The 20,644-nt window shown below is 64.4% G+C and carries 18 protein-coding genes; 9 read left to right on the plus strand and 9 right to left on the minus strand.

The window, feature by feature from the left end; genetic code table 11:
* Positions 1–42 precede the first annotated feature (42 nt).
* From ACFFJ6_RS12670 to ACFFJ6_RS12690, 5 genes are all read left to right on the plus strand, one after another.
* On the plus strand, positions 43–828 hold the full coding sequence (locus ACFFJ6_RS12670; RefSeq protein WP_378388172.1) for a PdaC/RsiV family protein: 786 nt from the start codon (positions 43–45) through the stop codon (positions 826–828).
* Complete coding sequence (gene meaB / locus ACFFJ6_RS12675; protein WP_378388174.1) at positions 812–1,804, plus strand: methylmalonyl Co-A mutase-associated GTPase MeaB; 993 nt, start codon at positions 812–814, stop codon at positions 1,802–1,804. Before ACFFJ6_RS12670 ends, meaB begins: the two co-directional genes overlap by 17 nt.
* Before the next feature lie 174 nt (positions 1,805–1,978).
* Positions 1,979–2,635: a pyroglutamyl-peptidase I gene (locus ACFFJ6_RS12680; RefSeq protein ID WP_378388177.1), complete on the plus strand. Its 657-nt coding sequence runs from the start codon at positions 1,979–1,981 to the stop codon at positions 2,633–2,635.
* A 68-nt stretch (positions 2,636–2,703) separates the two neighbouring features.
* A complete protein-coding gene (locus tag ACFFJ6_RS12685) occupies positions 2,704–2,952 on the plus strand; it encodes a hypothetical protein (protein WP_378388179.1) in 249 nt (82 codons plus the stop codon).
* Between the two features lie 106 nt (positions 2,953–3,058).
* Entirely contained in the window at positions 3,059–4,414 is a 1,356-nt protein-coding gene (locus ACFFJ6_RS12690; protein ID WP_378388181.1) for a TIGR03808 family TAT-translocated repetitive protein, read from the plus strand.
* 222 nt (positions 4,415–4,636) lie between these two features.
* Here the strand turns inward: ACFFJ6_RS12690 and ACFFJ6_RS12695 are convergent, their stop codons facing one another.
* The 4 genes from ACFFJ6_RS12695 to ACFFJ6_RS12710 form a co-directional block, all read right to left on the minus strand.
* Complete coding sequence (locus ACFFJ6_RS12695; RefSeq protein WP_378388183.1) at positions 4,637–4,987, minus strand: hypothetical protein; 351 nt, start codon at positions 4,985–4,987, stop codon at positions 4,637–4,639.
* A 386-nt stretch (positions 4,988–5,373) separates the two neighbouring features.
* Positions 5,374–7,377 (minus strand): carbohydrate porin, encoded by a 2,004-nt coding sequence (locus ACFFJ6_RS12700; protein WP_378388185.1) that lies wholly within the window; start codon positions 7,375–7,377, stop codon positions 5,374–5,376.
* A 168-nt stretch (positions 7,378–7,545) separates the two neighbouring features.
* On the minus strand, positions 7,546–8,040 hold the full coding sequence (locus ACFFJ6_RS12705; protein ID WP_378388188.1) for a hypothetical protein: 495 nt from the start codon (positions 8,038–8,040) through the stop codon (positions 7,546–7,548).
* 61 nt (positions 8,041–8,101) lie between these two features.
* Positions 8,102–10,168 carry a HAMP domain-containing methyl-accepting chemotaxis protein gene (locus ACFFJ6_RS12710; protein ID WP_378388190.1) on the minus strand — a complete coding sequence of 689 codons (2,067 nt, stop codon included), beginning with the start codon at positions 10,166–10,168 and terminating at the stop codon, positions 8,102–8,104.
* 471 nt (positions 10,169–10,639) lie between these two features.
* Here ACFFJ6_RS12710 and ACFFJ6_RS12715 point away from each other — a divergent pair, with 471 nt between their 5' ends.
* A complete protein-coding gene (locus tag ACFFJ6_RS12715; RefSeq protein WP_378388193.1) occupies positions 10,640–11,644 on the plus strand; it encodes an alpha/beta fold hydrolase in 1,005 nt (334 codons plus the stop codon).
* An 11-nt stretch (positions 11,645–11,655) separates the two neighbouring features.
* On the opposite strand, the gene ACFFJ6_RS12720 is transcribed toward ACFFJ6_RS12715, so the two are convergent.
* The 3 genes from ACFFJ6_RS12720 to ACFFJ6_RS12730 all read right to left on the minus strand — a co-directional run bounded on the left by ACFFJ6_RS12720 (position 11,656) and on the right by ACFFJ6_RS12730 (position 14,139).
* The gene (locus ACFFJ6_RS12720; protein WP_378388195.1) at positions 11,656–12,240 is read right to left on the minus strand and encodes a TIGR03809 family protein; all 585 of its coding nucleotides are present in this window, start codon (positions 12,238–12,240) and stop codon (positions 11,656–11,658) included.
* 463 nt (positions 12,241–12,703) lie between these two features.
* The gene (locus ACFFJ6_RS12725) at positions 12,704–13,573 is read right to left on the minus strand and encodes a hypothetical protein (RefSeq protein ID WP_378388198.1); all 870 of its coding nucleotides are present in this window, start codon (positions 13,571–13,573) and stop codon (positions 12,704–12,706) included.
* Positions 13,570–14,139 (minus strand): sigma-70 family RNA polymerase sigma factor, encoded by a 570-nt coding sequence (locus tag ACFFJ6_RS12730; protein ID WP_378388200.1) that lies wholly within the window; start codon positions 14,137–14,139, stop codon positions 13,570–13,572. The genes ACFFJ6_RS12725 and ACFFJ6_RS12730 overlap by 4 nt, the downstream gene beginning before the upstream one ends.
* Positions 14,140–14,549: 410 nt before the next feature.
* Between ACFFJ6_RS12730 and ACFFJ6_RS12735 the strand changes: the two genes are divergently transcribed.
* Both ACFFJ6_RS12735 and ACFFJ6_RS12740 read left to right on the plus strand, forming a co-directional pair.
* Positions 14,550–15,686: a GGDEF domain-containing protein gene (locus ACFFJ6_RS12735; RefSeq protein ID WP_378388202.1), complete on the plus strand. Its 1,137-nt coding sequence runs from the start codon at positions 14,550–14,552 to the stop codon at positions 15,684–15,686.
* Between the two features lie 32 nt (positions 15,687–15,718).
* The gene (locus ACFFJ6_RS12740; RefSeq protein ID WP_378388204.1) at positions 15,719–16,834 is read left to right on the plus strand and encodes a DUF2336 domain-containing protein; all 1,116 of its coding nucleotides are present in this window, start codon (positions 15,719–15,721) and stop codon (positions 16,832–16,834) included.
* Between the two features lie 27 nt (positions 16,835–16,861).
* Here ACFFJ6_RS12740 and ACFFJ6_RS12745 read toward each other — a convergent pair whose 3' ends face one another.
* The gene (locus ACFFJ6_RS12745; protein ID WP_378388207.1) at positions 16,862–19,081 is read right to left on the minus strand and encodes a TonB-dependent receptor family protein; all 2,220 of its coding nucleotides are present in this window, start codon (positions 19,079–19,081) and stop codon (positions 16,862–16,864) included.
* Between the two features lie 58 nt (positions 19,082–19,139).
* Positions 19,140–19,451, minus strand: coding sequence for a DUF2946 family protein (locus ACFFJ6_RS12750; protein WP_378389667.1), 312 nt, complete (start codon positions 19,449–19,451; stop codon positions 19,140–19,142).
* A gap of 425 nt (positions 19,452–19,876) precedes the next feature.
* Between ACFFJ6_RS12750 and ACFFJ6_RS12755 the strand changes: the two genes are divergently transcribed.
* A complete protein-coding gene (locus tag ACFFJ6_RS12755) occupies positions 19,877–20,578 on the plus strand; it encodes a hypothetical protein (RefSeq protein WP_378388209.1) in 702 nt (233 codons plus the stop codon).
* The last annotated feature ends 66 nt before the right edge of the window (positions 20,579–20,644 follow it).

Raw genomic sequence — 20,644 nt, forward strand, 5'->3', positions numbered from 1 at the left:
ACCTTCGCAAACATCTCCTTCATCGACCTGGACTGTCGTTGCATGAAATTCTTTATCAAACAGGCCGGGTTCTGGCTCGGCTTCTTAACTCTCCTCTCCCCCGCTCTCGCCGAGCCGGCGAAGCCGAAGCCCGACTATGCGGTGAAGACCAAGGCGATCGACGGCACGGTGCTGCTCGACGCGGCCATCAAGGCCGATGCGAAGCTGGCAGAGAACTGTCTCGCCGAAGGCAAGAAGTACATCGCCCAGCAGCGCGCCGAAGCCGAGCCCGAACTCAAGAGCGATCCCGAGCTGTTCCGCAACGGACCATGGACCTATGAGCGCAGCTACACGCAAGACTCGCTGGTCGCGAACCGCTATGTCAGCGTGCTGCGCATGGACTACAGCTACACCGGCGGTGCGCACCCCAATACTGAGATCGATACGATCCTGTGGGACAAGCAGCAGGCCAAGCGCATCAGCATCCGGCCGTTCTTCACCGATCTGGCCGACGGCAGCCCCGCGATGCAGGCGATGGTCAAAGGTGTGCTGGCGTCGCTGAAGGCCGAGAAGAAGGAGCGCGGCACCGAGGACGACGGCGAGGACTACGCCAAGAGCATCGAGCCGAAGCTCTTGAAGATTGGCCCGGTGACGCTCGCCCGCTCGACCGAGACCGACAAGAGCTCCGGCCTGATCTTCCACTACGCGCCCTACGCGGTCGGTGCCTATGCCGAGGGCAGCTACGACGCCTACGTGCCGTGGCAGAGCCTGAAACCCTATTTGTCCGCGGAAGGCACGGCGATTTTCGGCGGCGATCGCCCGAAAGGCGATGATGACCGCAACAAGTAACAAGCTGCTCGACCTGCCGTCGCTGGCCGGGGACGTCCGTAGCGGCCAGCGCGCCGCGCTGGCACGCGCGATCACGCTGATCGAAAGCCGCCGCAGCGATCACCAGGCCTCGGCCCGCGCGCTGGTGCAGGAGCTGCTGCCGGAGACCGGCCGCGCGATTCGGGTCGGCATCACCGGCTCGCCGGGCGTCGGCAAGTCGACCACGATCGACGCGCTCGGCATGTATCTGATCGAGCAGGGCCATAAGGTCGCCGTACTGGCGGTGGACCCCTCCTCCGCGCGTACCGGCGGCTCGATCCTCGGCGACAAGACCCGGATGGCGCGGCTGTCGGCCGAAGCCGATGCCTTCATCCGCCCCTCGCCGTCGTCCGGCACGCTCGGCGGCGTCGCGGCCAAGACCCGCGAGGCGATGCTGCTGTGCGAAGCCGCCGGCTTCGACGTGGTGCTGGTGGAAACCGTCGGCATCGGCCAGTCCGAGACCGCGGTCTGCGACATGACCGACTTCTTCCTGGCGCTGATGCTGCCGGGCGCCGGCGACGAGCTGCAGGGCATCAAGAAAGGCCTCGTCGAACTCGCCGACATGATCGCCATCAACAAGGCCGACGGCGACAACATCGCCCGCGCCAATCTGGCCGCCGGCGAGTATCGCGCCGCGCTGCATATTCTGACGCCGCGCTCAGTCCATTGGCAGCCGCCGGTGCAGACCTATTCGGCGATGACCGGCACCGGCATCGCCGAGCTTTGGCAGAGCGTGCTGGCGCATCGTGACGCGACGGCGCCCTCCGGCGAGTTCGACGCCCGCCGCCGCGAGCAGCAGGTCAAATGGATGTGGACGATGCTCGAGGACCGCTGGAAGGCCCGCCTGAAGAGCGACGCCGCGATCCGCGCCAAGGTCAAGCACACCGAGACCGAAGTCGCCGCCGGCCGCCTTACCCCAGCAATCGGCGCCGACGCGATCGCCGAGCTGCTGGCGTGAGCGATATGGCGTTCGTTCAAGCAAGCAGAAGCCGTGTGAAATTGCGCCAGCGGCTCGTACAGGGCATGCGCCCCAAGCGTTATCGCGAGCGCAGCGAAGCAATCCAGCCGCGCGCTCCGCGCTGGATTGCTTCGTCGCTTTGCTCCTCGCAATGACGAGGATGGGCATCGCGCCATGGCCGCTCCTCTCCGCATCCTAATCACCGGCTTCGGCCCGTTTCCGGGAGCGCCGTATAATCCGACGCCCATGCTGGTCGATCGGCTGGTGCGGCTGCGGCGGCCGGCATTCGATGCCGTCGAGCGGATCGGCCATGTCTTCCCGGTGAGCTATCGCGCGGTCGACCGCGAATTGCCGGCGCTGCTGGACGCGCACCGGCCCGACACGCTGCTAATGTTTGGCCTCGCCGCCCGCACCCGGCATCTGCGGATCGAGACCCGCGCGCGCAATGCGATCACCACCCTGTGGCCGGATGCGGAGCGCGTGAAGCTGCGGACGGCGTCGATCGGACCGGGGCCGGATGCGCAGATGTTCGGCCCGCATTGTGCACGACTGCTGCGCGCCGCCGGTGCGACCGGGATCGACGCCCGGCTCTCCCGCGATGCCGGCCGTTATTTGTGCAACTATCTGAGCTGGCGAGCGATCGAGGCGACACACCGGCCGCGCGGCCCCCGCCTCGCCGCCTTCATTCACGTCCCGCTGATCGCCCGCGACGGCCGACCGTGGCGGCACGGCACGATCGGCGCCGAACAGCTGGTCGACGCCGGCGAAGCGATTCTGCTGGAAGCGATCCGGCAAACGCGGCGCGCAACGCTCCCGCTCACGACGGCGTGATCCGGCAGCGTAGTTCCGGATCTGAACCAGCGGCGCGGCTCCGCGTTGGAAGGCGGACGGAGGAACCGATGCCCTACGCGCTCTATTCCGACGATGCGAAGATCAGCAAGGCCTATCCGACCGAAGCCAGCGTGTGGAAACACGCGGAAGACAGCGGCCTCGTCATTGACGATCCCGAGGACGAGACGTCCAGCCCGCGGCGCATTCTGGACAACGGTTATGAGATCCGCGCTTGCAGCGCCGAGCCCAGTGATAATCCGAACCGCAAGGACGCGGATGCCGAGGCGGACTATCAATTGTCACGCGACGCCGCCTGAAGGTTAACCCTACCGCCAAACATCGCAGCTCTGCGACACCGCCGCTCTCCGAAGAGCGGCGATTTTTGCGTTACCAAAGCACTCTAGTTCACGCAGAGGCGCAGACATGACGATCCATCGACGCGGCCTGCTCGGTGCTCTCGCGGGCGTGCTCACCACAGCGGCGACGCCGGTCACCGCAGCGCCGCTGACCTCCAAGCGCGGCCGCGACGCGACGCAGCTCGGCGTTCGTCCTGATAGTTCGGACGATCAGACTGAAGCACTGCAGCGCGCGATTGACGACGCAGCGGAACGCCGCGTCCCGCTGGCGCTGCCGCCCGGCAACTATCGCACCGGGACATTGCGCCTGCCGTCAGGCGCCCAGCTCAGCGGCGTCCGTGGCGCGACGCGGCTGGTGTTCACCGGCGGCTCGTCACTGTTCGACAGCGCGGGCGCTAACGCCCCCACTCTTTCCGGGCTCGTCCTCGACGGCGGCGGCATTGCGCTGCCGGCCCGGCGCGGGCTGGTGCATTGCGTGGGCGCGCGTGCGCTGCGCATCGAACAATGCTCGATCACAGCGAGCGGGGGCAGCGGCATCTGGCTGGAAACCAGCTCCGGGACGATCAGCGACAACATCCTCACCGCAATCGCCGTGACCGGCGTCGTGTCGTTCGATGGGCGCGGCCTGCGCGTCGACGGCAACACCATTCTCGGCACCAACGACAACGGCATCGAGATCCTGCGCACCGCAATCGGCGACGATGGCAGCATCGTCACCGGCAACCGGATCGAGAACATCAAGGCAGGCCCCGGAGGCTCCGGGCAGTATGGCAACGCCATCAATGCGTTCCGCGCCGGCAATGTCATCGTCAGCGGCAATCGCATCAAAAATTGCGACTACTCGGCCGTTCGCGGCAACTCGGCGTCGAACATCCAGATCACCGGCAACAGCGTCAGCGACGTCCGCGAGGTCGCGCTGTATTCCGAGTTCGCCTTCGAGGGCGCGGTGATCGCGAACAACACCGTCGACGGCGCCGCGCTCGGCGTCTCGGTGTGCAACTTCAACGAAGGCGGACGGCTCAGCACCGTGCACGGCAACATCATCCGCAATCTGCGGCCGAAGCGGCCGATCGGCACCGCGCCGGACGACGACGCCGGCATCGGTATCTATGTCGAGGCCGACACCGCGGTGACCGGCAACGTGATCGAAAACGCCCCCTCGTTCGGCATCGTCGCCGGCTGGGGCCGCTATCTGCGCGACGTGGCCATCACGGGAAACGTCGTGCGCAAGGCCTTCGTCGGCATCGGCGTGTCAGTGATGGATGGTGCCGGGACCGCCGCGATCACCGGCAATGTCATCGCCGAGACGCAGCGCGGCGCGGTGGTCGGGCTCGATCATGCCAAGCCGGTGACGCCGGACCTGGCGGCGCCGGGTGCGGCGAAGTTCGCGCAGATCGCACTGGGTGCTAATTCGGTTCGCTGATCGACACTTTCAGCGAAGCACGACCTCATGGTGAGGAGGTCCGCAGCGCCGTCTCGAACCATGGGCGACCTGCATCCGTAACCTCATCCTTCGAGACGCCCGGCTTTGCCGGGCTCCTCAGGACGAGGACTACGCGCCTCTGGAGAAGCCCGATTGCTTCAATCAATCGAGAGCGCCCCGGAAGAGCCGCCGCAGTGGTAAACTGACAACGTGCCCAGCCGCTTACTGATACGCCGCGGCGAAAAAGCTGCGCTCCAACCGATAGTGACCACCGACGTCGCGATACACCTGCCGCAGACACTGGCCATCGCGGCAGACGGCGGCCACGCCGTTGCGGCAGCCGAGATATTCGAAGTGCAGCACGATGGTGGACGGCGCGTACGTCGCGAAATAATGGCCTGCGATCGGTCCGGCCGGGCAGCGTGACGCAACTACCCGCTGGATTTCCGTCGGCAGCTGCGCAAGGTGATACGAATTCCACAGCGGATCCTTCGGCGCCTGCGCCGACGCAGCAAGTCCCGCTCCGCAAAACGCCAGCGAGGCGATGCTCGCCAAGATCGAACGTGAGATCACGGCACCCTCCCCAAGATGCATCTGCGCCCGACTGGGCGCGCGTGTGAATCTGCGCAGGACGATAGTTGAGCGAAGCTGACAGGAAGCTTTCAACGCCGACGACGCATACGCATGATAGTTGCGAGTGCGATGCAGCTACACCCGATGACCGCGGAGCGTCGAAGTTGTCACTTCGAAATTGGAATCCGATTCTGGCGGCCTCACACCAGCCACCTGCCAGCAGGCACAGCCTCGTGGTGAGGAGGCACGCAGCGCCGTCTCGAACCACGCGCCAGGGGTGCTGCGCGGCCTCGTCCTTCGAGACGCCCGGCTTCGCCAGGCTCTCAGGACGAGGGATTCGGCGCGTCTTGAGAGGCCATATCGCCTCAGTTCAACAACGCAACGCCCTAAAACTGCGTGCGCAGCCGCGTCGCGATGATCGAGACCGGGCCGCGATCGTGGTTGAACGCCGGGTTGGCGATGAACTGATAGTCGGCGGTGAGGCGCCAGGAATAGACCGGCAGGCTGTAGTAGGCCTCGATCACTTGCTCGGTGCCGGGATTGGGCAGCCGGCCGTCGCCGACAATCGCCGTCAGGCCGCCGGCATCGAGATAGGCGATCCGCGAGGCCGAGATGTGATTGATCAATCCGGCAAGCCCGAATGTGTCGTCCGCGCGCCCCCACAGCCGGCCGGAAACCGAGAGCCCCGCCGAAACCGCCCGATCAGAATCGGTGAAGGCGTTGGCTTCGAGATTCGGACTGCTGAAGCCGAGGCGCCCGAACAGCCCGACATCCGGCGTCAGTTGCTGTTCCAGACTCGCGGACAGTCCGGTTTTGCTGGCGTAGCGCCGCACGTCGGGGGTGGTGGGGATCGTGCCGGTCGCCTGCGCCAGTCGGACGGCGTCGCCGAAATTGCCGAGCCGCGCCCGATTCAAGAAGCCCGTGACCATCAGCTTGCCGGGCTGGCCGCCGACCTCGTGGCGATGTTCGAGCTCGCCGATGATCTGGAATTGGCCGAAGCTCGGATCGAGATCGGTGCTGTTCGGCGTCACCGGCAGGTCGAACACGCCGGCCCGCACGGTCCATGCGCCGATGTACCACTCGACCGCGGCGCCGTAGGTGAAGGCCCAGGCGTCGGCCGCGTAGTCGAAGGTCGCGACGTCTGCGAAGCCCCAGTTGAGGAAGTCGACCCGGGGATCATGGGCGTATCTGTTGACGTCGAAAATGTCTCCGACCGCGAACTTGCCGGCGGCGACGACGATGCGATCGGCCGCCTGCTTGCCGGCGAACTGGTTCGGCCCGCCCTGCACGCTCTGGATCTCGCCGCCGAGATCGATCGTCTGGCGAATGAAATAACGCGGCAGCCGCGCATAAGGATAGTTGGAGCCGACCTTGTAAGACTCGCCGCTCGGAAACGCGGCGACGCCGAACGTGCCACTCAGGCCAAAACCCTGGTCGATCTCCGGATTGATCCACAGTTCCGCGCCGTCCCATAGTCTCGCGCCGAGATAGAACGTGGTGTCGAAGGTCTCGCGGCCCTGGTTGGGCGTCAGACTGTTGGTGCCGCTATAGGGCGCGCGAAACGGTAGCGCGTATTGCCAGGTCAGCGTCGCCTGGCCATGGACGGCGAAGCGGTCCCGCTCCAGCGCGTCGATGCCCTTGGTGAAGACGTCGCTGCGGGCGAGGTTTTCACCGAGGTGATAATCGAGCCCGAGGCGGACACTGTGCAGCAGCAGGTCCGTCTCCAGCCGCTGCCCGGCGATCGGAAAGCTCACCGACGCCGGGCCGAACCCGGTCGCGAGATACTCGGCCCGCGCGCTCCATGCCAGCGCCAGCGGAAACTCGACGCCGGCCCCGGCGGCCCAGCCGAACCGCCAGAACAGCGCGGTCTCTCCCTGCGTCGCCGCGCTGTCTCCTGTCCAGCGCAGCTGATCGTAGCTCCAGGCAAATCCCGCCGTCGCATAAGGCAGCCAGCCGTCGAACACATACCCGAGACGGCCGCGCAGCGTGCCCGCGACCAGTACCTGCTGATCAAACCGCGCCCCGCCTGCCGGCGGGCCGACGGCATGATCGCCGCGGATCGCATTGGGCGACGTCAGATCGGCGTCGATCCCGACCAGCCAATGCGACGGCAGCACGAGATTGTAGCCGCCCTGCAGCCCGACTGTGTAGCTGCCCGTCCCCTTGAACGCCTGAAAAGGCTCGAACAGATCGAGCGAACCGTTCGCACGAGCCGCGCCCGGCACCGACCAAACCGAGCGGCCGGCAACCGCCGCGAGATGGCTGCCGATATAGAAACCGCTCCAGTCGAACACCGGATCTGCCATGCGCACGGCCTTGACGGCCGCGTCACCGGCCGCAGGGCTGGCGATCAGGGCCGCGATCACAGCGGGGCAGACCGGCTTCCACATCCTTCGACTCGTCGGGATTCATCGCGGGGTGATTACCATATCGACGCACGTATGACCGAAGATGTCGGCGGAGTTGATCTTTGGTAGCAGCTCACCGCCGCAAAGGTATCTAGCGGCAGAAGGCGGCCTCCCCGCCACCGCCGGGAGGCCGAAGTTTGGTCATCCGGCTCAGAACGAGACCGTCAGCCTGGTGTTGAACGAGCGCTCCATACCCGGTACCGAATAGCCCCAGGTCGGCGACGAGCCCATCATCGACACCGTGCGGTAGTCGATGAGATCGGCGCCGCCGAGCGGCAGGGTGTAGAACTTGTCGAATACGTTATCGATGCCGGCATCAAGACGGACGTTCTGCCAGCGATAGCCGTTGCGCAGATTGAGCAGCGCATAGGCCGGCGTCGTCAGTTCGTTGTGCACCTGGCTGACGTCGGTCTTGGCGGCGACAAGCTGCACCTCGGCACTGCCGACCCAGCCGCCGAGTTCGTGATCGAGCGCGATCTTCGCGTCGATCGGCATCGCGTGATACAAATTGACGCCGTCAGTCCTCTGCCCGCGTACGTAAGCGGGCTGCCCGCGCAGCACGTCGCGGCCGTGAGCCGCGTTGTCCCACGCCGTCAGCCGGCCATCGAGAGCAGCAGACGTCGCGGTGCGCGGTCGCAATCCCAAGAACCGCGCCGCACACCGCTCTCTATCGAACGATCCTCGCCGCGCCAAGTAGAGGCGCGGCTCAGGCCGCGCGCACGGTCTCGACGAAGCGGCCGACCTCCTGGCGCAAGCGCGCGCTGTCCCGAGACAGCATTTGGGCGGCAGCCAACACCTGAGAAGACGCCGAACCAGTTTCGCTGGCGCCGCGCTGCACATCGACAATGTTGGACGATACTTGCTGAGTACCGCGCGCGGCCTGCTGCACGTTGCGCGATATCTCCTGCGTCGCCGCGCCCTGCTCTTCCACTGCGGAGGCGATCGTGGACGCGATCTCCGACATCCGCTCGATGGTGCCGCCGATCTCACGGATCGCACCGACCGAGTCCTGCGTCGCCGACTGCATGCCGCCGATCTGCTGGCTGATTTCGCCGGTGGCCTTGGCGGTCTGCTCGGCAAGCGCCTTGACCTCCTGCGCCACGACGGCAAATCCACGGCCAGCGTCGCCCGCACGCGCCGCTTCGATCGTGGCGTTGAGTGCCAGCAGGTTGGTCTGCCCCGCGATGGTATTGATCAGGTCGACCACATCGCCGATCCTGTTCGCCGCGTCCGAGAGCTGGCCGATGCGCTGATTGGTCTTGCGCGCCTGATCGACGGCTTCGCCGGCGATGCGCGCCGCTTCATGTACCTGACGGCCGATCTCGGAAATCGAGGAGGCCATCTGTTCGGTGGCCGATGCGACCGACTGCACATTGGCGGTGGCTTGCTCGGATGCCGCCGCGACAGAGGTCGCGAGCTCCTGCGAGCGGTCCGCCGTCGAGGTCAAGGTGCCGGCGGAAGACTCCAGCTCGGTCGAGGCCGCCGACACGGTGTGGATGATTTCACCGACAGCACCTTCGAAGTCGTCGGCCAGCCGCCTGATCTCGGCCTTATGCTCCTCGGCGACGCGACGCTCAGCTTCTTCCTGCTCTTCCTTCAGCCGCTTCACGTCGAGCGCATTGGACTTGAACACTTCGACCGTGCAGGCCATCAGGCCGATCTCGTCATGCCGGCCAGAGCCGGCGACTTCGACGTCGAGATTGCCGGACGCCAGTTCGCGCATCGTGTCGGAGATCTGCACGATCGGACGCGACACCGCACGGCCGATCAGCCAGGCGAGCACGACACCGAGGAGCTGCGCCGAGATGGTGATGATCAGCGTCTGCGACCTGGTATCGAACACCTGTGCCTGCGTTTCCTTGCCGATCTGCTGCTGCTCGGCGACGCCGATCTGGCTGATGCGCCTGGTCGCGGCCGCCAGCGTACCCGCCACCTTGCTCATCTCGCCGATCTTCGCCTCGATGCCGGCAACGTCCGCCCCCGCCTGTCGGAAGCCGTCGGCATAAACCGCCAGATCAGCCTCGACCGAGGCGATCTGCTTCTGCTCCGATGCCGTATCGACCGAGGTCTTCAACGCCGACAATGCCGTTTTCAGGTCGACCAGCACCTTCTCGGCGGTCGCGAGCGAGTCCTTCTCGAACCGGATCCCCAGCATCTTGCTGGCGGCCAGCCGCAGCATCATGAAGCTTTTCAGTCCCTGCCCGACCAGCAGCGCGTTGCGGCCCTCACCGTCGCCGGTCATCGTCGCAGCTTGCAGTTGTTCGAACTTCGCCGTCAGGCGTTGGCCGACCGGGCCGAGGACTTCGAGCGTGATGCGATTCTGATCCCGACGCAGCTTGACCACCTCGGCGAACTTTTCGCCGTACAATGCGAATTGTTGATCGATGTCGGTCAACTGCGCGTGGATCTCGGGATTTTGAATCTGCCGCATGCCCTGCGCGATGCTGCCGGCGAGCTTCTGGCGGGCCTGCTCAACATCGCTGACCAGCGGCTCGTCGCCGGTCAAACCATATTCGCGAACGGTGTTTCGCAAATGCGAGAAGCCGCCGTCGATATCGTGGGCGAGATCGACGACCTCGACGCGTTGACCGAAGGAGGTGAACGCTGCGCCGAGCGTCCCGAAACTGGTATAGTTCATCACTGCAAGGATCGCCATCAGCACCTGGATTGCAGCGAAGCCGATCGCGATCTTGGTGCCAATCTTGCGATTGGTGAAAATGGCGAGAGCACTCGACGACGAAGGAGCGGCAGTCGGTTTGGCTGTGCGTGTCATGATCTGACTTTCACTGCGAGCCCATAAGCGGCTCGGCTGTGTCCTGTTGAATCACGGCAGGCATCGCTCCGCGTCGCGACGCAGTTCTGATCGGGCGGCGGTCTTCCTGGCGTGATATGAATGCTTGTGGGCGAACGGCGGTGTTCGCCGCGCAGAGATGCGCCCGAATTCATTTTGAAAGTTTAAAGAGGCAGGCAGCACAACCAATCAAATACGAAAGGCAGTTCGCGCAACGAAGCGAACACGAATGGTTGATCTATATCAAAGCCTACTAACAACTCATTGTCTCATCGGGTTTTCTGCACCGTCCGAGACTTCCGACTCAACCTTTCGCACCTTGACCTGGCCGCCCTGCATTGGTCCAAAGTCTAGCAGAGCATCTTGCGTCTGCTGCGACGCTGCATCGCTCTCCGGAACGACTTGCACGCTCAGGCGTCGTGGTCGAGATCTCCCTCCCGCAGATGGAAGCCCATGTCTCACTTGCTGAAGCTGCTGCTTACTGCCGCCATCGTTCTCGCTCCGTCACTCGCCTCGGCGGAGACTCATGCCCGCGAGCCCTATGGTATCAATCTCGAAGGCTATCCCTATCCATATCCGGTGCAGGCGTTCGGCGTCGTCGCCGGGAACGAACATCTTACTATGGCCTATATGGACATTGCCCCGGCGCAGCCGAACGGCCGGACCGTCGTTCTGCTGCATGGCCGCAACTTTCCGTCGAGCTATTGGGCGCCGGTGATCAAGGTCCTGAGTGAGGCGGGTTATCGGGTCGTGGTGCCGGACCAGATCGGCTTCGGCAAATCCTCGAAGCCGACCGGGGATCTGCATTTCGACGATCTCGCGCGCAACACCGTTGCATTGCTCGACAAGCTCGGAGTCACCAAGACCGATATCGTCGCTCATTCGCTCGGCGGGATGCTCGGCGTCCGGATCGCCCGCGCCTACCCCGACCTGGTCGACCATCTCGTCCTGACTGCGCCGATCGGTCTGGAGGACTACCGGCTCTATGTGCCGCCGACGCCGACCGACACCATCATCGCGAATGAAGACAAGCTCACCGCAGAAGGCTATCGCAAGCAGCTTGAGACCAACTATGCACTCAAGCTGCCGCCGGATCAGGTCACGCCGTTCATCGATGCCCGCTTCAATATCAAGGGCAGTCCGGATTATCCGCGGTGGTTGCGCGCCTTCGTGGCGTCAGGGCAGATGATCTATCGTGAGCCGGTGGCACACGAGATCCCACTGATCACCCGCCCGACCTTGTTCATCATGGGCGCGGACGATCACAACGCACCGGGCAGGCCCAATGCGCCTGAGCAATTGCGTGCGAAGATGGGGCAGAACGCCGAGCTGGCCAGGAAACTCGCGGCCGAGATGCCGAATGCGCGCGCCGAGGTGATCCCGAACACGGGACACCTCGTGTTCCTGGAGGCACCCGACCGCTATCGCGAGTTGGTGCTGGATTTCCTGTCGAAGTAAGTCGGTCGCGATCAACCGGCCTTGCGGAGCAGCGGATAGCGCTCCGCAAGCACACCGAAGTCGAGCGCGGTCTGCCACGCGGGCGGCCCATCTGGCTCGATTGCATCGAGGAATTGCGGGTCAATGGTGTCGTCCGGATCGGCCGACGGCACTATGCTCAGATGCGTCGACGCTGTTTCCACCGCAGCCATCGCCGGCGCCTGAACCGACGGGGTGGGGTCGGCCGGCAACGTCAGGCTGTAGACCGGGGTCGGCTCAGGAGCGGCCGGCAGCGGGATGCTCAACGTTCGGACCGGCTCCGCGGCCGTCTCGTCGCTGAGGTAGAAGATCGGTCGTGGCGCGAGATTCTTATTATGGCCGAGCCATGACATGTCGATCGGCTTATTGTCGATGGTCGCCTCGCGATACAGCAGGTCACGCCAGGTCTCGACCGCCGCCTTGGCCTCCTGGATATTCTCCAGAAAAGCCACTTCGCTGAAGAACCGTCGCCAGCGGCCGCTTTCGAACAGCTCTGTCAGGTATTCCAGCCGCTGCTCTGCGAGCACGCACCAGCGCTCGACAATCGCACGACCGCGCATCGCGTCGGTGACTTCCATGATCAATCCGCCAGAGGGGGAAACGAACGCGACGCTACTTACGAATCGATGCAAGCATATGAATCAGTTTGTTAACAAAAATTTACCATGTCCAGCTGACGGTGCCCCCGTAATGCCACGAAGTATGGCTGAGCGAATCCAGCGACACTTCCGGAGCGTCGTGTCCAATTTGGGTGAGGTTGCCGGCGGAGTGCAGCGCCCCAAAAAGAAAGGACCCGCCCGGGGGGACAGCCGGGCGGGTCACAAGCCATATTGGCGCTGGGGTGGATGGGCGCTCGCGCCGAATACAGCCTCGTTGGGGCTTTGCGCTCCCACACCAATTGGTCAGCGGGACAACATCAAACGTTCAACGCGGCTGCGAATTTTTCTGAAGTGGCTGGCGCGGCATAGCCGGGCAAATCGCCCTCTGCGCCCACGCGGCGTGAGGTGCTTGTAAGCGGTACGCGGGCTCCGGCATCCGGTCTCAGGGCGCCGGCAGAACTGCCGCCACGATCGGCTCTTTTTCCAGCCGGGCGATCAGCCGCGCCAGGTCCTGCTGGGATCGCGCGCCGCCGGCGAATTGCAGTCGGAACACACCGCCCTTGCTGCTGTCGACCACGGAAGCCTGATAGGTCTCGAGCAGCGCGGTGATTTCCGACATACGGGCATCCGATGCAAAGCGGACGAACACCCGCGGCACGGTCTCGCCGCCGAGGCTACGCGTGAGCGGTGCAGCGCGCTGAATCGTCGCGGGAGGTGCGCCCGCAGGCGGCACGCTGGCCGAAGGTGCGGAGTTCACCGCCGGCGGCGCGATGGTCGACGGCGCGGGGGCGGCAGCCGGCGGCACACGCTCCTGCTCCGCGCGAGATGCCGGGGCGCGGTCGCTCTGCGGCTGATAAGTGCCGGTTTCGAGCACGCCCCCCGGCGTCCAGACCAGCATTGCACCGATCAACCCCGCCTGCAGCACCAGCGCCACGCTGGCGACCGAGGCAGACCAAGTCAAAACCTTGGGCGACAGTCCTTTGACGAAGGCGGCAAAACGGGCGCCGAAGCTCTCCCCCGGCAGCGCGAAACCGGCCTGCATGGACCGCGACGGCTCTGCGTCGATCGCCGCAAACAGTTTCTGCATGGCCTTCGACGACGGAGCACCAAGGCTCTCGTTCAGCTCGATCGTTGCGGAATATTCGTCAAGCACGGCGGCGTATTGTTTGGCGAGTTCGGGATCGTGCTCGAGCGCTTCCGCAACGCGATGCGCGTCGCGAGCGTTGAGCGTTCCGGCCGCATACCACGGGAGCAGCGCCTCGATGTCGCCCGGCTCCTGATGCTCAAGCATCGATTTGCTCATCGCCATCATGGCCAGCCTCGCTGCACGCCGGCTGCCTGAAGCAGATCGGCCAGTTTCTTGCGCGCATAGAACAGTCGGGTCTTCACGGTATTCTCCGGAATGCCGACAATATGAGCGACCTCTTCCACGGATTTCTCATGGTAGTAGACGAGGTCGACGATCTCTCGATGGTCGGCCGAAAGCCCTTCAAGGCACTTCCGCAACACATCGCCGGTATCCTTCTTCTGGATCGTCACTTCCGGATCGTCGGAAGGATCTTCGATCGCAGCGGCGGCTTCATCGTCCAGTTCGGCGTCCTTGCGGCGTCGCAGCGCGGAGAGCGCCTTGAACCGCGTAATCGCCAGCAGCCAGGTTGAAACAGATGACCGCCCCTCGAACTTCCCAGCCTGGCGCCAGACATCCAGAAAGACCTCGCTGATAAGGTCCTCGGCGATCTGTTCGTTCCTCACCAGCCTCAGACCGAAGCGATAAACCCGGACATGGTGCCTGCCGTAGAGAACCTGCATCGCCCCACGGTCGCCTTGGGCGATCCGCCTGATCAGATCCTCGTCGGTAGTCGCCTGCTTGGTAATCACCGGCCGTCCCGCACGATAAGTCGGTTGAAACCCGCAGAAGGTTCGACAACCAAAGGCAAATTTATCATCGGACCTGCATGCCACATTGCTTCTGTGAGGCCAAGCACACGGGTTCCCGCCCGCATCCGGGATTGCCCCCGGCAGTGCGCCGCCAGTTTCCCGGAAGCCGACTCGCCCGCGCCCTTAGGGTCGGATCTTTATCAATTTGGATCGCCAAATGCGCGGCCTATCCACATTGGAGGAGCCAAGGCCCTCCTGCGGCAACCAGCCCCAGGCCACCCGAACCAAATTTATTCTTTGGTTGCAGATACATAAGAACTATCCCCCGAACTTCCTCCGCCTTGCAAGGATACGAAACCTAAAGGCTTTTCCACGTAGGTTCCCTCAACTCACACGCGCCGAAGCGAGCGATGACAGCAACTGCCGCATTCCCGGGCATCTCACCAGCGTCGGCGGATTCCGCCAAGACGCTCGCGATGCGTGCCAAGCGGATGAAGCAGCGACGGCAGATGTTCGATTTGGTGGCGGTGAGCTACCTGATCGATACTCTCCTGCTGCTGATCTACGCCTATGCGGGGACGATTTCGTTCGGCACCGTACCGGCCTATTTCGCCTGCGCGTTGGTCCTTACAGGTGGCAACATCCTGCTGTCCGAGGCGGGTTTCCACGACCGTTTCAAGGATCACTACCTTGTCGTGCCGACCGTCGCGGTCAACATGGCGGTGATGCTCGGCTTCAGCTTCTGGGTGCCGCAAGCCGCCTTCCTGTTCCTGGGATCGCTGTTCATCGTCTTCAGCCTGGCATCGGTCCGCGCCAGCCCTGGCCAGAGTCTGCTGTGCTGGGGCGCCATGACGGCGGCGCTGGCCGGACTGTTCCTGTTCACCGATCGACCGTTCGCGATGCCACACGGCTCAATCTCCGAACGCCTCGCCACTTTGCTGGTGCTGGTACTGACGATCGGCCGCTGCATCTTCATCGGGATGTATTCCAGCAAGTTGCGAGAGACGCTTTACAAGCGCGGCGCCGAGCTGCGCGATGCGTATCAGCGGATCGAGGAGCTTGCCGAACTGGACGAGCTCACCGGGACGTTTAACCGCCGTTGCATCATGCGGATGCTCAACGAAGAGATCGATCGCGCCGAACGGAGCGGAGCTCCCCTATCGCTGGCGCTGATCGACCTCGACTGGTTCAAGCGGATCAACGACGGCTTCGGTCATCCGATCGGCGACGAAGTGCTACGCACATTCGCGATCACTATCTTCGCAAATATCCGCAGCTTCGATCGATTCGGCCGGTATGGCGGCGAGGAGTTCCTGCTGCTGCTGCCCAACACCGCGAGCGAGGAGGCGGAAGCAATGCTGGAACGGCTGCGCGAGATCGTGGCCGAGCTGGATTGGACGGCCTTCTCGTCGGGGATGAAAGTGACCTTGTCGGCCGGCGTCGCGACGACGGCAACGGCCGAGTCGGCGGATACCGTCCTCACCCGCGCCGACAGCGCGCTCTACACCGCCAAAGAAATGGGACGTAACCGCATCTTCGCAATCTGAAGAATCAGGTTGTTGATACGCCAGGATGGATGATGAGTTCACAACCGGCACTTTCCGCCGCCAACCTCCTCGATGAGTTGCAGGCCACTCTGATGCATGGCACCGTCGCGCGCCGGGTCGAAACCCTGCGCCGCGTCACGGACCTCTATCTCGACGGCGAGGTCGACTATTGCGACGATCAGATCGCCCTGTTCGACGACGTCTTCAACTGCCTGGTCAAGAACATCGAGAGTAACGCCAAGGTGCTGCTGGCGCAGCGTCTGGCGCCGGTGAAAGCGCCGCCGCGGATCATTCATCATCTCGCCTTCGAGGACATGATCGAAATTGCCGCGCCAGTTCTGTCGCAATCCGATCAGCTCGACGATGCCACGCTGATCGCCAATGCCCGCACCAAAGGGCAGAACCACATGATGGCCATCTCGACGCGCCGCTCGCTCAGCGGCGCCGTCACCGACGTGTTGGTTGAACTCGGCAACGAACACGTGGTGCAGAGCACCGTCCGGAACCCTGGCGCGGAGTTCTCCGACAACAGCTATTCGATCCTCGTCAAGCGCGCCGAACTGGACGAAGGTTTGGCCGGCGAGCTCAGCCGCCGCGCCATCCCGCGGGCGCAATATCTCAAGATGATCGCGCTTGCCTCCGCATCGGTACGTGCGAAGCTCCAGGCTGCGAATCCCCAAGTCGCCGGTGAAGTGACGAGCGCCGTGAAACAGGCGAGCCGGCTGGCGCGCTCCGCGCCGGCGGCGATCAGCCTGCAGACGAATATCGCCCACGGGCTCGTGCGTGCGCTGTACGAGGACGGCCGGATCAACGAGGAGCAGGTCTTCACCTTCGCCAACGAGCGCAAATTCGACGAGATCAACCAGGCGATTGCCTGCCTCGCCGGCACGTCGGTGGAAACCGCCGAGTCTCTCATGGTCGAGTCGCGCGACGAGGGCCTGCTGATCCTCGCCAAGGTCTGCAAGCTGAGCTGGGCCACCGTCAAGGCGATCATCGAGATGCGCGACGAATTGACAGGCATCAAGTCCGCCGACCTCGACGAGTGCCGTTTCACCTATGAGCGCCTGCGCACCTCGACCGCACAGCAGGTGCTGCGCTTCCACCGCATGCAGCAATCCACCGCCGTTGCCAAGCCGCCGGCCGCCTGAGCGGCCGGCGCCTTTCAACCGTCTAGATCACCAACGTGCCTTGAAGCCCGCGTAGACGGCGCGGCCGGTGCCGGGTTCGAACAGCGGCGAGTTGGCGTTGGCCTTGTCGATGATGCTGGCGGAGGCGATGTAGGTCTTATTGAGGATGTTGCGCCCCTCAATGTAGATCGAATACGGCCCGCCATTGTCGATGCCGGCCTTCAGGCCGAGCAGCGCATAAGGCTCGGTCTGCAGCGTGTTGGCGCTGTCGACGTAGTAAGCCTGCGGCACCCACTCCACATTCGGCCCGGCATAGAATCCGTTCGGATTTTTATAGAGTAGCTCGGCGCGCAGATAGTGCCGCGGCGCGCCGGGCAGCAGATTGTTGCCGAACTTCGCATCGTTGTCGAAGCGAAAGTCGTTCAACGTGTAGGCCATGTTGAGCCACAGCCGATCCGGCGCCGGGCCGCGCTCGAACAGGTTCTTGAACAGCGCAACGCCCAGCCCGGCCTCGATACCCTGGTGGACGGTACGATCGGCGTTGGTGACGTTGCAATTGCCGAACGCGCTGTAGAGGCACAGCAGTTCGTCCTTGATCTCCGCACGATAGCCGGTCAGCTCCCAGGTGAGGTCCGGCCGGCTGCCACGCGTGCCGACCTCATAGGTCGTCGCGCGCTGCGGCCGGATGCTGGTGAAGGGAATGAACGGGATGCCCGGCCCCGACGCGCTTTCGCCAAAGCTCGGCACCTCGGCGCTGCGCGAAATATTGGCGTAGGCCTGCCATGTCGGATCGATCTGCCAGAGCAACCCGCCCTTCGGGCTCCAGAGATTGAACTCCGTCGATCCGGACTGATCGCCGTCGGACAGGAAGCGGTCCTTGCGGTCGCGCGTCGCATGCAGGAACTGCGTGCCCGCGACCAGCGCCACGTTGCGCAGGAAGAAGAACGAATCCTCGATGTACAGCGAGGCGTTGGTCGACTTGTCGAGCGACGACGACGCCAGCGCGCCCTTCTGCCCGGCGATGTTGACGTATTGCTTGTTGTCGAGGCGGCCGTTGAGAATGTTGACGCCTGCGACGAGGCGATTGCGGAAGCCGCCAATCTCACGATCGTCCGTGACTTTGGCGAAGCCACCGTAATCCTGATAGCGATAGTCCAGCCACTGGAAGATCGGATGCATGAGATGGCGGTCGACGCCGAACGCACCGAAATCGACTACCGTATTGTCGAACCGGATTGTCGTCTTGTTGGCGAGCCGCACCGTGTCGATGTTGCGCTGCTGATCGAGCGCGATGTTGTTGGCTGTGGCGGTCTGCGGGGAATTCAGCGCGCTGTCCTTGCTGACGCTGCCGGGAATCCGCTGCCGGACGTGGTTGACGTTGAGATAGAACCGGGTCTCGATATCCGGCGTGATCTGATAGCCGGTATTGGCGCTGAGCCGGTGCGCCTCGCCGTCGCTGTGATTGCGGAAGCCTTCGGCCGCCTGAGTCGAGGCGGTGACGTAGCCGTCCCACGCGCCGTTGACGCCGCCGGCATTGGCCTGCAGCCGCCGGAAGCCGAAAGCACCGGCATCGACGCTGACGCCGTTCGGGAACGGATCGCGGCCGGTCTTGGTGACGAAATTGATCGCGCCGCCGAGCGAATTGGCGCCGAACTGCAGCGCGTTGGCGCCCTTGTACACCGCGACATAGTTGTAGGCAGTGGGATCGATTTCCTGGAAATCGCCGTAGCCGTCCGCGGTGTTGATCGGAATGCCGTCCATATAGAGCTGCACGCCGCGCAGATGGAAATTGCGCGACAGGCTCGAGCCGCGGATCGACAGCCGCGTGTCGTCGCCCCATTTCGGCTGCGCGAACACGCCCGGCACGTAGTCGAGAATGTCCTTGATGGTGTTGGCGACGGTGGAGTTGCGATAGGCGTTGGCCGGCACCAGCGCGACGCCGCCCGGAGTCTGCTGAATGTCGGCAAGCGCCTGCTGGACCGTAAGCACAGTGAGCGCAGGGCCTCGCCCCGCTGCTGGCGCAGCATCCGGCGGCGGCGTGATTTGCGGCGCCGGCGCCACGGTTCGCACGGCTCGGGTGCTGCTGGATGGACTGCGTTGCTGTGGCCGCGGTGCGGCGGGGCGAACCGGATCCGGCGCCTGGATGGTGACGGGCGGCAGGTCCTGGCGACTTTGAGCGGCCGCAGGCAGCGTGACGAGAGAGGTGGTGATAAGCGCAGCGGCGTGCAGCGGCACGAGCCGGCGCGGTCGCACAATTGCGGACGACATGGACTTACTCCGGGAGCTGAGATGACGAGAGATGTGCGCGCCACAACGGCGCAAATCGTCAGCTCAGAGCCGGAGGTCCGCGTGGTTGATGGTCTCGCGTCTGCGCGAACGCGACGAAGATTTCCGGGCGCGGCGGATCATACGTCGTGCCGAAGGCCAGCCGGATCGCGACCGCGGGTGCGACCGGCGGCGGCGCTGCGCTGACATGATGACCGATACAAAGGGGACAATGGATCGCGGCCGGCTTGGCCTTGCCGGAGTCGACCGGCGTCGCCGCATCTTCACTCGACAGACAGAACTCGTGACCGGCAAGCAGCTGCGCCGGCGATTGCGCAGCGAGTAGTGCGCTGGCGAGAAGCACGTTAAGCACGAGCGCGTAGGTGGCCGTCCATGCGGCGACCCATGCAATCCTGCGCTTGCGTGCAAACTGGCTCAACTTGATACCCCCACTGCTCTGCTAGCACAGCCGGGAAGCGAGTCAATTTCATTCGCAATCAGTAACAAACCGGAAATGCCTTGCACTGCCCCGGCCTTACAGCAATCCATTCTCGGCCTCGACTCTTCCGAACGCAGTGCAAGTGCAGGAAGGTCCTTCGCCAATCCCAATGAGGCCCGACTCGCGGCGAATTCCGGGACACGGCTTCGGCTGGCCGGGTCCACAAATGAGGCAGCTTGCCACAGAACTTGCCAAAATATTGCCGCGGGCTGGCGACGATTCCTCACGGTTTGGCCCCGCTGACGCCATTGCCGCAGGGGCATTGTGACGCTGGGGCTGGCAAACTTGGGGAGATTGCCATGAAGAGCGTGGTCAGCAGCCACTCGGCATTGATCATCGCAGCCGGATTACTGGCTTGTCTGTACGGACCGCTGCAACCGACCCACGCCGCCGCCGCGCCGGCAGATGGCGCGACTCAGGCTAGCCCAGCGCCCGTCGCCAAAAAGAAGGCAGCCCGGCCCCATGCCAGGCAGGTGAAGAAGAAAACGGCTCCGGCCAAGCCCGCCAAGCCGAGCGCCCAGAACACCAAGGACGACAGCAAAACCAACACGGCCGCCGCAGACGCAGCGAAGGCGCCGGCTTCCGAGGCCGATGCCGCGACGTCGGTTCCGCCCTCCTCTAGCCTTCCGGCGTCCGTTGCGAACGCCAACGCCCAATTGCCGCAGGTCGCAGCTGCCGATGGCGCGACGCCGAGCCCGACAACCTCCACGCCGGGGGCAAACGGGTCAGAGCCTGCGTCGGCACAACCAGCCGCCGCCCCGGTGGTCGCTCCCGACGAGGTGAATGAGCTCGACCGCGCCGCAGAAGCCCCGGCCCCGACCACCATGGCCTCCACCGCAGCGCCGCAGCAGCCGGCGCCGGCGACGGTCGGCACCGCACAGGTCTCCTCCGCCACCGCCAACGAGGGCGCCTGGGACAAGGCGTCTCTGATTGGCAAGATCTTCATTGCCGCCGGCGGCCTGCTGACCCTGGCTTCGGCCGCCCGCATGTTCATGGCCTGAGATCCGCGGCCTCCCCTTGAAGCGCCTCGCGCCAGCGGGCAGATTGCCCGCGGCCGCGACCGGCCC

It is taken from the genome of Rhodopseudomonas telluris, from assembly GCF_042432815.1.
GTDB lineage: Bacteria > Pseudomonadota > Alphaproteobacteria > Rhizobiales > Xanthobacteraceae > Rhodopseudomonas > Rhodopseudomonas telluris.